Source organism: Amycolatopsis tolypomycina (genome assembly GCF_900105945.1).
Taxonomy (GTDB): domain Bacteria; phylum Actinomycetota; class Actinomycetes; order Mycobacteriales; family Pseudonocardiaceae; genus Amycolatopsis; species Amycolatopsis tolypomycina.
Genome location: NZ_FNSO01000004.1, coordinates 2,542,065 through 2,555,124, shown reverse-complemented (window position 1 = coordinate 2,555,124; position 13,060 = coordinate 2,542,065). Strand labels below are relative to the sequence as shown.

The 13,060-nt window shown below is 72.7% G+C and carries 18 protein-coding genes; all 18 read left to right on the top strand.

All coding sequences use genetic code 11. From position 1 onward, the window contains the following. Positions 1 to 163: 163 nt before the first annotated feature. The 18 genes from BLW76_RS21705 to BLW76_RS21620 are packed head-to-tail and all read left to right on the top strand — an operon-like array spanning position 164 to position 13,008. Positions 164 to 556 carry a SchA/CurD-like domain-containing protein gene (locus BLW76_RS21705; protein ID WP_091310248.1) on the top strand — a complete coding sequence of 131 codons (393 nt, stop codon included), beginning with the start codon at positions 164 to 166 and terminating at the stop codon, positions 554 to 556. Continuing rightward, entirely contained in the window at positions 553 to 1,611 is a 1,059-nt protein-coding gene (locus tag BLW76_RS21700; protein WP_091310246.1) for an amidohydrolase family protein, read from the top strand. Before BLW76_RS21705 ends, BLW76_RS21700 begins: the two co-directional genes overlap by 4 nt. Further along, positions 1,592 to 2,452 carry a diaminopimelate epimerase gene (locus BLW76_RS21695; RefSeq protein ID WP_167384675.1) on the top strand — a complete coding sequence of 287 codons (861 nt, stop codon included), beginning with the start codon at positions 1,592 to 1,594 and terminating at the stop codon, positions 2,450 to 2,452. Before BLW76_RS21700 ends, BLW76_RS21695 begins: the two co-directional genes overlap by 20 nt. Next, positions 2,449 to 3,378, top strand: a complete 930-nt coding sequence (locus BLW76_RS21690; protein WP_091310240.1) for an NAD(P)-dependent oxidoreductase — start codon at positions 2,449 to 2,451, stop codon at positions 3,376 to 3,378. The genes BLW76_RS21695 and BLW76_RS21690 overlap by 4 nt, the downstream gene beginning before the upstream one ends. A 32-nt stretch (positions 3,379 to 3,410) precedes the next feature. Next, on the top strand, positions 3,411 to 3,641 hold the full coding sequence (locus BLW76_RS21685) for a hypothetical protein (protein WP_091310239.1): 231 nt from the start codon (positions 3,411 to 3,413) through the stop codon (positions 3,639 to 3,641). A gap of 29 nt (positions 3,642 to 3,670) precedes the next feature. Beyond that, positions 3,671 to 4,426 carry a SchA/CurD-like domain-containing protein gene (locus BLW76_RS21680; protein WP_091310236.1) on the top strand — a complete coding sequence of 252 codons (756 nt, stop codon included), beginning with the start codon at positions 3,671 to 3,673 and terminating at the stop codon, positions 4,424 to 4,426. Between the two features lie 34 nt (positions 4,427 to 4,460). After that, positions 4,461 to 4,787, top strand: coding sequence for a TcmI family type II polyketide cyclase (locus BLW76_RS21675; protein WP_341866497.1), 327 nt, complete (start codon positions 4,461 to 4,463; stop codon positions 4,785 to 4,787). Further along, positions 4,784 to 5,203 (top strand): cupin domain-containing protein, encoded by a 420-nt coding sequence (locus BLW76_RS21670; protein ID WP_244170256.1) that lies wholly within the window; start codon positions 4,784 to 4,786, stop codon positions 5,201 to 5,203. Before BLW76_RS21675 ends, BLW76_RS21670 begins: the two co-directional genes overlap by 4 nt. After that, positions 5,200 to 6,423: a ketosynthase chain-length factor gene (locus BLW76_RS21665; RefSeq protein WP_091310234.1), complete on the top strand. Its 1,224-nt coding sequence runs from the start codon at positions 5,200 to 5,202 to the stop codon at positions 6,421 to 6,423. The genes BLW76_RS21670 and BLW76_RS21665 overlap by 4 nt, the downstream gene beginning before the upstream one ends. A 13-nt stretch (positions 6,424 to 6,436) precedes the next feature. Further along, entirely contained in the window at positions 6,437 to 6,685 is a 249-nt protein-coding gene (locus BLW76_RS21660) for an acyl carrier protein (protein ID WP_091310232.1), read from the top strand. A 2-nt stretch (positions 6,686 to 6,687) separates the two neighbouring features. After that, positions 6,688 to 7,137, top strand: coding sequence for an SRPBCC family protein (locus BLW76_RS21655; RefSeq protein ID WP_091310229.1), 450 nt, complete (start codon positions 6,688 to 6,690; stop codon positions 7,135 to 7,137). A gap of 28 nt (positions 7,138 to 7,165) precedes the next feature. Further along, on the top strand, positions 7,166 to 7,924 hold the full coding sequence (locus BLW76_RS21650) for an SDR family NAD(P)-dependent oxidoreductase (RefSeq protein ID WP_091310228.1): 759 nt from the start codon (positions 7,166 to 7,168) through the stop codon (positions 7,922 to 7,924). Beyond that, entirely contained in the window at positions 7,924 to 8,253 is a 330-nt protein-coding gene (locus tag BLW76_RS21645; protein WP_091310225.1) for an antibiotic biosynthesis monooxygenase family protein, read from the top strand. Before BLW76_RS21650 ends, BLW76_RS21645 begins: the two co-directional genes overlap by 1 nt. Continuing rightward, positions 8,250 to 8,567, top strand: a complete 318-nt coding sequence (locus BLW76_RS21640; RefSeq protein WP_091310222.1) for an antibiotic biosynthesis monooxygenase family protein — start codon at positions 8,250 to 8,252, stop codon at positions 8,565 to 8,567. Before BLW76_RS21645 ends, BLW76_RS21640 begins: the two co-directional genes overlap by 4 nt. A 26-nt stretch (positions 8,568 to 8,593) precedes the next feature. After that, positions 8,594 to 9,868: a beta-ketoacyl-[acyl-carrier-protein] synthase family protein gene (locus BLW76_RS21635; RefSeq protein ID WP_091310221.1), complete on the top strand. Its 1,275-nt coding sequence runs from the start codon at positions 8,594 to 8,596 to the stop codon at positions 9,866 to 9,868. Positions 9,869 to 9,899: 31 nt separating this feature from the next. Beyond that, complete coding sequence (locus tag BLW76_RS21630) at positions 9,900 to 10,964, top strand: methyltransferase (protein ID WP_167384674.1); 1,065 nt, start codon at positions 9,900 to 9,902, stop codon at positions 10,962 to 10,964. Then, positions 10,961 to 12,124: an LLM class flavin-dependent oxidoreductase gene (locus BLW76_RS21625; protein ID WP_091310216.1), complete on the top strand. Its 1,164-nt coding sequence runs from the start codon at positions 10,961 to 10,963 to the stop codon at positions 12,122 to 12,124. Before BLW76_RS21630 ends, BLW76_RS21625 begins: the two co-directional genes overlap by 4 nt. Next, positions 12,121 to 13,008: an NmrA/HSCARG family protein gene (locus tag BLW76_RS21620; protein WP_091310214.1), complete on the top strand. Its 888-nt coding sequence runs from the start codon at positions 12,121 to 12,123 to the stop codon at positions 13,006 to 13,008. Before BLW76_RS21625 ends, BLW76_RS21620 begins: the two co-directional genes overlap by 4 nt. Positions 13,009 to 13,060 lie beyond the last annotated feature (52 nt).

The following is a 13,060-nucleotide window of genomic DNA, read 5'->3' as shown; positions in this document are numbered from 1 at the left end:
GCGGCCATGTGCTTCCGCTGGAAGGAGTGGCGGCCGATCGGCAGTTTCGGCGGCAGTTGCCCCGACTGCCTGGTGAGCCGGGTGCCGCCTGCCCATTCTTGCCTGAGCAGGGCACGGATCCGATCCGCTGCGAGAACCCGCGGGAACTCCGAGAGGTGATCAGATGACGCAGGTTGCGGCGATAGCATGGACGTTTCGCCGGGAATGCAAGAACGAAGTCGAGGACCTGCTCCTCCGGTATCCGCCGCCGGACTCGCTGGAAATAACCGACGACGCCGGCACCGTGGTCGGCCGCATGCTGGCGACCGCCGTTTTCGTGCGCGACAACCTCGTCGTCCGCGTCATGGAGTTCGAAGGCCCGCTGCCCGAGCTGCTGCGCCAGAAGTCGATGGAGTCGACGCACGCCGAGATCGACCGCGCGCTCCAGCAGTACCTCGAGAAGCCCGCCGACCTCACCACCCCCGAGGGGTTCCGGACCTTCTTCGCGGACACCGCGATGCGCTGCCTGTACTTCCGCAAGCCCGCACTGGACCCGACGGGAGCGCCGGCCCGATGATCATCGACGTCCACGGGCACATCATCTCCGCGGAAGCGGCCGAGCGCGCCCCGATGCCCCGCAGCCTGGTCGACGTGGAAGGCATGATCGAAGCGAAGGCGGCCGCCGGCATCGAGCTGACCATCGTCGGCAGCCCGAGCGGCGCGCGGACCATGGCACCCGCGGACCGGTTCGCCGGCTACCGGCAGCCGTTCGGCTACCAGCAGCCGTTCGACCAGCTGCGCGCCCTGCACGACTGGCTCGGCGAGACCGTGCAGAAGTGGTGGCGGCACCTGCGTGCCTACGTCTACTGCGACGTGTTCGGCGACGAGAAGAGCATTGCCGCCGCGGCGGCAACGCTGCGCGAACCCGGTTTCGTCGGGCTCATCGCGAACTTCAGCGCGGACGCGGAGTACCTCGACTCCCCGCGCGCCGACGCCTTCTTCGCCATGGCCGAAGAGGCCGGCGTGCCGATCCTGCTGCACGCCGGGCCGATGCCCGCGAGCTGCCGGGACATCGCGAACTACGGACTGCTGGAGATCTTCGGCCGGCCGTGCGACGCGACACTCGGTCTCGCCGCCCTCGTCCTGTCCGGACGGCTGGAACGCCACCCGTCGCTCAAGTTCATCTCGGCGAACTCCGGCGGCGCGTTCAGCCTGTTCGCCGACCGCATCGACTGGGCGGTCCGGCCCCGGCACTGGGACGACCGGTCCACTCAGGACCGTGGCGAGGACGACGCCGCGGGCGCCCCGGTCCCGGAGCTGCACCGGACGGCGTCGTCCTCGCGGCCCAGCGAACTGGCCGCGCGCCTGTACGTCGACACCACCTTCGACCACCCCAGCCTGCACGAGGCGAACCTGCGCCTGCTCGGCCCGCAGCACATCGTCTTCGGCACCGACGCGCCGCCGATCCCGGTCAAGTTCGCGGACAAGGTCCAGGCGGTGCGCGACCTCCCGATCGGCGAAGCCGAGGTCCAGGACATCCTCGCCGGGAACGCGCTGCGGCTGTTCGACCTCACGGACTTCCTCGAAGCCCGTGCATCCGCCGAGGAGCGCCGTGTCCCCGCCGGCGGTTGACCGGGGGCCGCGGTACGCGAAGGGCTTCTGCGGCGGGAACGACTTCGTGCTGCTCATCGACCCGGACGACGACGTCCGGCTGACCGGGAACGCCGTGCGCGGCCTGTGCGACCGCTACCGCGGCCTCGGCGGCGACGGCGTGCTCCGGCTGGTGCGCACCGAGTTCGCCGACCCGGCACTGGCCGCGGACGCCGAGTGGTACATGGACTGCCGCAACCCGGACGGCACGGTGGCGCCCATGTGCGGCCCGGGCCTGGGGCTGATCGCGCGTTACCTGCTCGACGCCGGCCTGATCGCGCCGGGCGAGGTGTGGATCGGGACGCAGGTCGGCGCGAAGCGGACCGTCATCGACGACGCCGGCACCACGTCGGTCGAGCTGCTGCCGCCGGAGTTCCTCGGCTCGTCGTCGGTCCGCCTCGGCGGCCGCGAGTACCCGGGCAGCGTCATCTCGCTCGGCAACCTGCACCTCGTGTGCTTCGTGACGGCGCCGGTCGAGACGCTCGACTTCTCGGCCGAGCCCGTGCTGGCCGATGGGTTCGGCGCCGCCGACCTCGACATCACCTGGGCCAACGTGCTGGCCGACGGCCGGCTGCGCACCCGGGTGTACGAACCGGGCACCGGCGAAATGCGGTCGTGCGGCACGGCCGTGTGCGCGGCCGCGGCGGCCCGGCAGCGGGCGGCGGGCGCCTGGGGCACGACGGTCGTCGACACCGACGCCGGGCCCCTGTCGGTCACCCTCCGCGGGCACGGCAAGACCGTGTTCACCGGTTCGGCCAGCGTCGCCGCGCTGGGGACCCTCGACGCCGGCTGGATCACTTCTCTGGACAAGGAGTTTCAATGACCGGACCGGACACCCCGATCGCGTGCCTTGGCCTCGGCGCGATGGGTTCGGGACTCGCCCACCGGCTGCTCGACGCGGGCCGGCCGGTCTCGGTGTTCAACCGGACCGAGGCGAAGGCGGGCCCGCTGGCCGAGCGCGGCGCCCGGTGCGCGGCGACCCCCGTGGCCGCCGTCGAGGACGCCGCCACGGTGCTGGTCAGCCTCAGCGGACCGGAGGCCGTGGCCGAGGTGCTCTTCGGCGAAGACGGCGCCGTGCACGGCCTGAAGCCGGGCGCGGTCGTCGTCGACGCCTCCACGGTCTCGCCGGACTTCTCCCGCGCCTGCACCGCCCGGCTCGCCGAAGCCGGGGTGTCCCGGGTGGAGGCCTGCCTGATCGGCAACCCGTTCCAGGCGAGATCCGGCGAGGTGCGCGTGCTCGCCGCGGGCGAGGAAGCCGACGTCGCCAAGGTGTCGGACCTGCTCGCCGCGATCGGCAAGCAGACCTGGCACATCGGCGGCACCGGCTCGGCCGCGAGCGCGAAGCTGGCGTTCAACGCCTTGCTCGGCGTGCAGCTCGCCGGTCTCGCCGAAGCGCTCGACATCGGCGCCGCGGGCGGGGTCGACCGCGACCGGCTCCTCGAAGCGATCGCGGGCAGCGGCTTCAGCTCGCCGGTGCTGAGCTTCCGGGCCGCGCTCGTGCGTGACGACCGGCTGGTGCCGGCGGCGTTCCGCACCGACCTGATGGCGAAGGACCTGCGCCTCGCGGAGGCGACCGCGCGGGACGGCGGGCTCGACGCGGACCTGGTGACGCACGCCGCCCGGCGGTTCGCCGCGCTGACCGGGCGGGGCGACGGCGCCAAGGACGCGGCCGTCGTCCTCGCCGGTGAAGTTCCGGCATTCCTGCAGGCACAAGCACGTGGTCGTGCGCAGCCGCCCGGGGTTGGCTGAGGGTGCCGGACAGAAAGGGAGGTGGGGGGCCGATGCCGGAGCGCCGGTTCGTCCCAGGTGGACAGTCGCGCCGCCGCCTGCGCGCACTCGGCCGGTACGCACTGGCGGCACTGGGCGCCGTGGGCGCCGCGTTCCACGCGTTCGCCGTCCCGCCCGTCCAGCCCGTCCCGGGCGAACCGGCACCCGGTCCGCCGCCGGCGGGCCCGCCGCTCACCGACGTCGAGCGGGCCGCCTGGGCCGGCATCACGCGCAATCTGATCTGACCGGGTGCACCGAGCAGAAAGGCAGGAAGGTGTCGTTTGCCGCCATCAGTTACAACATCCGCCCGGACACCGAGGCCGAGATCGCCGAGATCTTCTCGGCCACGGGGTTCCGGCGGACCGGCTCGCCGGTCGTCTACGACGCGGCCGGGAACGAGGTCGGCCTGATCCCCGCCACCGGGTTGTTCATCGGGGACGACAGCATGGTCCGGATCATCCAGTACCTGGGCGAGCTCGACGACGTCGCCCGGCACATGTCCCGGCAGACCACGGTGAAGTTCGCCGAGCAGCGGCTCAGCCCGTTCCTCGCCGAGCCGCGGGACACGCAGACGGAACAGGGTTTCCTCCGGTACTTCGCGAACAGCCTGATGACCGACTGCGGCGGCTCGTCGACGCCGGACCGGCTCGCCCGCATCACCGTGCTGCGGTTCCGGCACCCGGATGCCGGGCCCGCCGACCTCGCGCTGGAGAGCCGGGTGCCGCTCTGGGCCGGGCCCGGGCACCCGGACGGTCCGGCGCTGCTCGCCGAACGCTGGTACCGCAACGGCGAATCCGTCGTCCGGCTGTGGCAGCACACCGGCGAACTGCGGGACGTGGCCCGGCTGGTGGCCCGGGACGCGGCCGCCTTCGCGCGCGAAGCCGTGCTGCTGGACGCGTTGTCGGGTGGCGGCCTGCGGCCGACCGAACAGTCCTATCCGGACATCGTCGGCCGGCTCGCCATGCGCTGCCTGTCCCAGCTGGCGATGCACGACTCCCCGGCCGGGGAGATCCTGCCCGCCCGCGTCTGAAACCCCCTGTCCGACAACGAAACCACCTTCGGAGGTGCGCGTGCGGAGAACACTGATCGTGGCCCGCATGAACGCGGAAGACAGCGCGGACGTCGCCCGGATCTTCGCCGATTCGGACGCGACCGAGCTGCCGCGCATGATCGGCGTGGACCGGCGGACCCTCTTCCGCTTCCACGGGCTCTACTTCCACCTCGTGGAAGCCGATGCGGACATCACGGGCGACCTGTACAAGGCCCGGTCCCACCCGCTCTACCAGGACATCAACGAGCGGCTCGCGGAGTTCATCAGCCCGTTCGACCCGGGCTGGCGGGAACCGAAGGACGCGATGGCCGAGACCTTCTACAGCTGGAGTGCCACGTGACGCAGAAGATCGCGCTCGGCGACGTGCCCGCCAACCGGCGGCGGGGCGGTGACCTGCGGGTCGTGCTCAGCCCGAAGACGGCCGGGTCGACCACCGGGTTCATGGGCGGTGTCACGCTGCTGCCGGGCGAGTCCGTGACCGAGCACTACCACCCGTACTCGGAGGAGTACCTCTACGTCGTGCGCGGCACGCTCGTGCTGACGCTGGACGGCGAGCCGGTCGAGCTGGGTGCCGACGAAGCCGTCCTGGTGCCCAAGGACGTGCGCCACCGGCTGGAGAACCGCGGTGGTGAACCCGCGTTCGCCGTGTTCCACCTGTGCCCGCTCGCCCCGCGGCCCGAGCTCGGGCACGTGGACACCGAGGCACCGGCCCACCCGGCCGAGGCCGGGGTGGACGTCGGCGGGCCGCACCGGTGACCACCGCCGTCGTGACCGGCCTCGGCGTCCTCGCCCCCAACGGGATGGGCGTCGAGGAGTGCTGGGCCGCCACCCTGGCCGGGAAGACCGGCATCCGCCCGATCTCCGGGTTCGACGCGTCGCGGTACTCGGTCACCGTGGCGGGCGAGCTGGCCGGCTTCCACGCCGTCGACCGCGTTCCGCGCGGGCTGATCGTGCAGACCGACAAGTGGACCCAGCACGGCCTGGTCTGCACGGAGCACGCGCTCGCCGACGCGGCCGTCGACACCGCGGCGCTCGACGAGTACGAGATGGCGGTGGTGACGGCGAGCTCGTCCGGCGGGAACGAGTTCGGCCAGCGGGAGATCCAGCGCCTGTGGGAGAAGGGCCCCGAGTTCGTCGGGGCGTACCAGTCCATCGCGTGGTTCTACGCCGCCACCACCGGCCAGGTCTCGATCCGGCACGGGATGCGCGGTCCGTGCGGGGTCGTGGCCACCGAGCAGGCCGGCGGGCTGGACGCCATCGGCCAGGCCCGGCGGCTGATCCGGGCGGGCACGCCGGTGATCGTCACCGGCGGCACCGACGCCTCGCTGTGCCCCTACGGGCTGGTCGCGCAGACCGCCACCGGGCGGCTGTCGACCCGCAGCGACCCCGAGCGCGCGTACCTGCCGTTCGACGCCGACGCGTGCGGGCACGTCGTCGGCGAAGGCGGGGCGATCGCCATCGTGGAGGACCTCGCGTCCGCCGTGCGCCGCGGCGCCCCGCGCCGCTACGGCGAGATCGCCGGGTACGCGGCGACGTTCGATCCCCCGCCGGGCTCGCCGCGGCCCCCCGGCCTGCGCCGCGCGGCGGAGGCGGCGATGGCCGACGCGGGCGTGGCCCCGGACGAGGTCGACGTCGTCTTCGCGGACGCCGCCGGGGTGCCCGCGCTCGACCGCGCCGAGGCCGCCGCGATCACCGGGATCTTCGGGCCGCACGGCGTTCCGGTGACCGCGCCCAAGACGATGACCGGCCGGCTCCTCGCGGGCGGTGCGGCGCTCGACGTCGCGTTCGCCCTGCTGGCGATCCGGGACGCCGTGGTCCCGCCGACCGTCGGCGTCCGGCGGCAGGCCGGCGGCCACCACCTCGACCTGGTGCTGAACGAGCCACGGGAAGCGCGGGTGCGCACCGCGCTCGTGCTCGCCCGTGGCCACGGGGGTTTCAACTCCGCGATGGTCGTGCGCCAGTGCGGAACCGAGTGAAGGGAGAACCACGATGTTCACTTTGGACGGTCTCAGGGAGATCATGGACGCCACCGGCGGCGCCGACGACGGGGTCGACCTCGGCGGCGACATCGGCGCCACCGAGTTCACCGAGCTCGGCTTCGACTCGCTGGCGATGCTGGAGATCCAGGCGCGCGTCAAGCAGGAGCTGGGGATCTCCTTCCCCGAGGACTCCGCGACGCTCCTCCTGCGCCCCGACGACCTGGTCGCGTACGTGAACCAGAACCTCGTGGAGGTGTAGCCGTGGCCGGGCACACCGACAACGAGATCGTGATCGAAGCCCCGTTCGAACGGGTGTGGCGGATGACCAACGACGTCCCCGGCTGGCCGCGGCTGTTCAGCGAGTACGCCGAAGCCGTCGTCCTGGAACAGCGCGGCGACACCGTGAAGTTCCGGCTGTCGCTGCACCCCGACGAGAACGGCAAGACCTGGAGCTGGGTGTCCGAGCGGACCCCCGACCGGGCCGCCCGGACCGTGCGCGCCCACCGGGTCGAGACCGGCGTCTTCAAGTACATGTCGCTGTTCTGGGAGTACGAGGACCTCGGCGGCCGCGTCCGCCTGCGCTGGGTCCAGGACTTCGAGCTGAAGCCGGGCGCCCCGCTGGACGACGCGCAGATGACCGACCGGCTCAACACGAACTCCGCCGGCCAGCTGAAGCTGATCAAGGACAAGGTCGAAGCGGCCGCCGGCTGACCACCCATCACCACCCAGGGAGCAGATCATGACACTTTCCCTTGCCCGGAAACGCGTTCTCGTCACCGGCGGCACCCGCGGCATCGGCCGCGGCGTGGTGCTCGCCATGGCGGACGCCGGCGCCGACGTCGTCGCCTGCTACCAGAGCGACACCGACGCGGCGAAGGCGCTGGAGGCCGAGCTGGACGAGCGCGGCGGCCACCACCACGTGGTGCAGGCCGACATCGCCCAGGAAACCGAGATCGACCGGCTGATCGAGGTGTGCGGCGAGCGGCTCGGCGGCCTCGACGTCCTCGTGCACAACGCCGGCGCGATCAGCCACGTCCCGTTCGTCAAGCTGGAGGTGGCGGACTGGACCCGGGTCATCGACACGAACCTGACCGCCGCGTACCTGCTGGCGCAGCGCGCGATGACCCACCTCCGCCCCGGCTCCGCCATCATCAACATCGGCTCCAAGGTGGCCGAGATCGGCGTGCCGCTGCGCGCCCACTACACGGCCGCGAAAGCCGGGCTCACCGGCCTCACCAAGTCGCTGGCGAAGGAACTGGGCGCCCAGGGCGTCCGCGTCAACCTGGTCGCGCCGGGGATCATCGCGACCGAGATGGCCGAGCGGGCCACCGACGACGAGCGGGCGGCCGTCGAAGAACGCCTGGCGGGCTACCGGAAGCGGGTCCCGCTCGGCAGGCTCGGCGAGCCGGCCGACGTCGGCGCCGTCGTCGCGTTCCTGGCCAGTGACGCCGCCGGCTTCGTCAACGGGGCGGTCGTCTCCGTGGACGGGGGCATGTGATGAGCGACCAGGAGACCTTCCGGGTGATCCTCCGGTTCGAGATCAAGGAGGGGGTCGAGGCTGAGTTCGAGCGGACCTGGCTCGACATCGCCGACGTGATCACCGGGCACCCCGCCAACCGCGGGCAGTGGCTGCTGCGCGGCACGCAGCCCGGCGCGCCGGTGTACTTCGTCATCAGCGACTGGACGAGCGAGCCGGAGTTCCGCGCGTTCGAACGCAGCGACGACCACCTCGAGCACCGGGTGAAGCTGCACCCGTTCCGGACGGGCGGGTCGATGGAGACGACGACGGTCGTCCACGCGCCGCAGGCCGCGGGCGCTTCGCGATGAGCCGGGTGCGCGTGCTGCTCTACCTGCGCGGTGCCGACACCGCGCAGGTGGAGCGGGCGTACCACCGGATCAGCACGAGCCTGGCCGGGACCCCGGGCCTGCTCGGCAACGAACTGCTGCGCTCACCGCACGACCCGGCGGAGATGGCGGTGCTCAGCGAGTGGTCCAGCCTCGAGGAGTTCGACGTCTGGGAGCGCGGCCCCGGGCACCGCGCGTCGACCGCGCCGCTGCGCGACCACCAGGACGGCTCCCGCGCACGGCCGTTCGCGATCTACCAGGTCGTGTCCGAGTACCGCGCCGACGCGCTGTCCTAGGACCACCATTCTCGGAGAGGAACCTCATGGCACTGCCGGCACAGGGCCGCCGGGTCGCCGTCACCGGCATCGGCGTCGTCGCCCCGGGCGGGATCGGGAAGAAGGAGTTCTGGGACCTGCTGTCCACCGGGCGCACCGCCACCGACCGGATCACCCTGTTCGACCCCAGCGGCTTCCGGTCGCGGATCTCGGCGCAGGTCGGCTTCTCCCCCGCGGCCAACGGGCTGAGCGAACGCGAGATCCGGCGGATGGACCGGGCCGCCCAGTTCGTCGTCACGAGCACCCGGGAGGCGATCGCCGACAGCGGCCTCGACTTCGCGGCGCTCCCGCCCGAGCGGATCGGCGTCAGCGTCGGCAGCGCCGTCGGCGCGACGACCGCGCTGGAGCGGGAGTACGTGGTGCTCAGCGACCACGGCAAGCACTGGGAGGTCGACGAGGACTACGTCGTCCCGCACCTCTACAGCTTCATGGTGCCCAGCACCCTGGCCACCGAAGTCGCCTGGGCGGCGAACGCGGAGGGCCCGGCCGCGGTCATCTCCACCGGCTGCACGTCCGGCATCGACGCCGTCGCCCACGGCGCGGCGCTGGTGCGGGAGGGCTCGGCCGACGTCGTCCTGGCCGGGGCCACCGACGCGCCCATCTCGCCGATCACCGTCGCCTGCTTCGACGCGATCCGGGCGACGTCGGCGAACAACGACGACCCGCGGCACGCCTCCCGGCCGTTCGACCGCGAGCGGGACGGGTTCGTCATCGGGGAGGGCGCCGCGATCCTCGTCCTCGAGGAGCTGTCCGCGGCGCGGGCCCGCGGCGCGCACGTCTACGCCGAGTTCGCCGGGTACGCCGCGCGCAGCAACGCCTTCCACATGACCGGCCTGCGGCCCGACGGCCGGGAGATGGGGGAAGCGATCGACCGGGCGCTGGCGCAAGCCCGGCTCGACCCGTCCGAAGTGGACTACGTCAACGCGCACGGCTCGGGCACCAAGCAGAACGACCGGCACGAGACCGCGGCGTTCAAGCGGAGCCTCGGCGCACACGCCCGGGAGGTGCCGGTCAGCTCCATCAAGTCCATGGTCGGCCACTCCCTCGGCGCCATCGGCTCGATCGAGCTCGCCGCCTGCGCGCTCGCCCTGGAGCACCAGGTGGTGCCCCCGACCGCCAACCTGAGCACCCCGGACCCCGAGTGCGACCTCGACTACGTCCCGGTGCACGCCCGCGAACACCCGATGGACGTCGTGCTCAGCGTCGGGAGCGGCTTCGGCGGTTTCCAGTCCGCCGCCGTCCTGACCCGGCCGACGGCCTGACCCCAGTACCCATCCGATGAGAGGACAGCTCGTGACCAGTGAAGTGATCGCCCCGCCGACCGCCGGGGCGGGCTTCCCGAACCTGGCGGTGCTGCCGCCGCGGGTGCGCGTGATCATGATCGTCACCGCGCAGTGGCTTTCGCACTCGATCAACGTCCTGGCCGAGGTCGGCGTCGCCGACCACATGGTGGACGGCCCCCGCACGGTGGCCGAGATCGCCACGGCCACCGAGACCGACCCGGACGCGCTCTACCGCGTGCTGCGCGCGGCGGCGTCGATCGGGGTGTTCGCCGAGCGGCCCGACGGACGCTTCGAGCTGACGCCGGACGCGGAGTGCCTGCGCAGTGACACGCCGGGCAGCCTGCGCAACTTCGCGCGGCACGTCGGCCACGCCTGCCGCCTGCAGTCCTACGCGTCGATGGTGGACACGCTGCGCACGGGCGAGCAGGCGTTCCAGCAGGTGCACGGCATGCAGTCGTTCGACTTCTACGCGGCGCACCCGCACCTGGCCGAGGTCTTCAACGGCGCGATGACGGCGTTCAGCGAGGCGGCCGCCGACGAGCTGGCCGGGATCGCGGACTTCGGCCGCTTCGGCGTCGTCGCCGACCTCGGCGGCGGCCACGGCCACATGCTGTCGGCGGTGCTGCGCGCCCACCCGGAGGTCAAGGGCGTCCTGTTCGACCGGCCGGAGGTGCTCGCCGGCGCGGACCCGGTGCTGGCGCGCAACGGCGTGCAGGACCGGGTCACGCGTGTCCCGGGCAACTTCTTCGAGGACGTGCCGGAGGCGGACGCCTACGTCCTCAAGAGCGTCCTGCACGACTGGACCGACGACGAGTGCGTCACCATCCTCGGCAACATCCGGCGGCGGATCGGCACCAACGCGGACGCGCGGGTGATCCTGTTCGAGGCCACGGTTCCCGAGCTCAACACGTTCGACTTCAGCAAGCTGATGGACATCGAGATGCTCGTCAACCTCGGTGGCCGCGAGCGGACCGAGGCCGAGTGGCGGGCGCTGTTCGCCGCCGGCGGGTTCGAGCTCGCCACCACGACCCGCGCCACGCCGCCGAACTGGGTCCTGGAGGCGAAGCCGCGATGAGCCGCTCCGTGTCGCCCGGGATCGTCTGGGCCACCAGCGCGCCGGCCGCGGCGGGGCCCGGGCACCTCACGTGCGCGAAACTGGCGGGCATGGGTTCACTGTGGACGGTCGACCACCTGATCAGCCCGTTTCCCCGCAGCGTCTGGGACACCGATTTCTCGTTCCTGGCCAAGGGATCACCCACGCCGGACGAGGCATTCGACTTCGCCACGGTCCTCGGCCACCTCGCGGCCAAGGCGGGCAAGGTCCAGCTGGCCGTCGGCGTGACCGACCCGCACCGCCGCCACCCGGTGAGCCTCGCCCAGACGTTCCTGACGCTGGCCCACCTGACGCGCCGGCCGCCGATCCTGGGCCTCGGCGCGGGGGAACGCGAGAACCTCGACCCCTACGGCGTGCCCTGCGACCGGCCGGTGACGCGGCTGGCGGAGGCCGTGCAGATCATCCGCAGGTGCTTCGACGCGGAGGGACCGTTCGACTTCACGGGCGAGTACTTCACCCTGGACCAGGCGGTATTGGACCTGCGGGCACCGCAGGGCCGCCGTCCCGAGCTCTGGCTGGCCGCGCACGGCCCGCGGATGCTCGAGCTGACGGGCCGCTACGCCGACGGCTGGTACCCGTGGGAGCCGGTCGACCCGGACGAGTACGGGCGCCGGCTGCGCGAAGTCCACGACGCGGCGAAGCGGGCCGGCCGCGACCCGGCGGCGATCAGCGCGGCCCAGGTGCTGACGGTGGTCCTCGGCCGCGACGCCCACCACGTCCGGCGGCTGCTGGGCGCCAAGTCCGTGCGTTACCTGGCCCTGCTCGCCGACGCGCGCGCGTGGCGCTCGTTCGGGGCCGAGCACCCGCTGGGCCCGGATTTCCGCGGGGCGATGGACCTCCTGCCCCACCGGTACAGCCGAGCCCAGGTCGAAGCCGCGATCGACGCCGCACCCGCCGAGCTGGTCGCGAGCCGGGTGGTCGCGGGCACGCCGAAGCAGGTCCGCGCCCGGATCGGCGACCTGGTCGACGCGGGCCTGCAGCATCCGGTGCTGGTGGCGGCGTCGGCGATGGTGTCCCCCGCCGACGCGGTCTACAGCATGGCGGGCCTGCTCTGGCTCAGCCGCGGCCTGCGCACCCGCCAGGCCCGGATTTCCCCTTCGGTACAGGAGGTTCCGGCATGAGCCTCGACGTCCTCGTCGTCGGCGCCACCGGGCAGCAGGGCGGCGCCGTCGCCCGTGAACTGCTCCGCCGCGGACACACCGTCCGCGCCCTCACCCGCAGACCCGGCTCGGCCGCCGCGACCGACCTGGCCGGTCTCGGTGCGAAAGTGGTGCCCGGCGACCTCGCCGTCGCCTCGTCGATCGAAGCCGCCGCACAGGGCGCCGACGCCGCCTTCCTGCTCTCGGACTCCTTCGACGCCGGGACCGGCTTCGAAACCACCGCCGGCATCGGCGCGGTCGAAGGGCTGCGGCGGGCGGGGGTGGGGCACATCGTCTACACCTCGGCGGCGAGCGCCGACCGCGACACCGGTGTCCCGCACTTCGACAGCAAGGCCGCGATCGAGCGGCACCTGCGGGAGAACCGCGTGCCGCACACGGTCGTCGCGCCGGCGTTCTTCATGGAGAACCGGTTCTTCGGCCTGCGGCGGAGCGACGACGGCTGGCTGCTGCCGACGCCGATGCCCGCGGCGCGGGCGCTGCAGCAGATCGCCGTGGCCGACATCGCGGAGTTCGTGCGCCACGCGCTGGAACACCGGGCCGACGTGCTCGGCCTGCGGTTCGACATCGCCGGCGACGACCTCACCGGCGAGGCCGCCGCCGCGACGCTGGCGGAGATCATCGGCGAACCGGTCCGCTACGCGGCGATCCCGCCGGACGCGCCGTTCCTCGGCCCCGACCTGAGCGCGATGTTCGCCTACATCGACCGCGTCGGTTTCACCGCCGACATCGCCGCCCTGCGCGCGGACTTCCCCGACGTCGGCTGGCACACCTTCGCGGACTGGGCGCGACTGCAGGACTGGCAGCACATCGGCGCCAAGCCGATCAAGGCCGTGCCGACGGCGTGAGCGCCGGAAACGCCGACGAGGCCGGGAAACCTCCCGGCCTCGTCCCGTCTCA

Bases quoted from the DNA above. Each gene is read 5' to 3' on its own strand.
- BLW76_RS21705 (WP_091310248.1), top strand. From the start codon at position 164: ATGACGCAGGTTGCGGCGATAGCATGGACGTTTCGCCGGGAATGCAAG.
- BLW76_RS21700 (WP_091310246.1), top strand. From the start codon at position 553: ATGATCATCGACGTCCACGGGCACATCATCTCCGCGGAAGCGGCCGAG.
- BLW76_RS21690 (WP_091310240.1), top strand. From the start codon at position 2,449: ATGACCGGACCGGACACCCCGATCGCGTGCCTTGGCCTCGGCGCGATG.
- BLW76_RS21685 (WP_091310239.1), top strand. From the start codon at position 3,411: ATGCCGGAGCGCCGGTTCGTCCCAGGTGGACAGTCGCGCCGCCGCCTG.
- BLW76_RS21660 (WP_091310232.1), top strand. From the start codon at position 6,437: ATGTTCACTTTGGACGGTCTCAGGGAGATCATGGACGCCACCGGCGGC.
- BLW76_RS21650 (WP_091310228.1), top strand. From the start codon at position 7,166: ATGACACTTTCCCTTGCCCGGAAACGCGTTCTCGTCACCGGCGGCACC.
- BLW76_RS21645 (WP_091310225.1), top strand. From the start codon at position 7,924: ATGAGCGACCAGGAGACCTTCCGGGTGATCCTCCGGTTCGAGATCAAG.
- BLW76_RS21640 (WP_091310222.1), top strand. From the start codon at position 8,250: ATGAGCCGGGTGCGCGTGCTGCTCTACCTGCGCGGTGCCGACACCGCG.
- BLW76_RS21635 (WP_091310221.1), top strand. From the start codon at position 8,594: ATGGCACTGCCGGCACAGGGCCGCCGGGTCGCCGTCACCGGCATCGGC.
- BLW76_RS21625 (WP_091310216.1), top strand. From the start codon at position 10,961: ATGAGCCGCTCCGTGTCGCCCGGGATCGTCTGGGCCACCAGCGCGCCG.
- BLW76_RS21620 (WP_091310214.1), top strand. From the start codon at position 12,121: ATGAGCCTCGACGTCCTCGTCGTCGGCGCCACCGGGCAGCAGGGCGGC.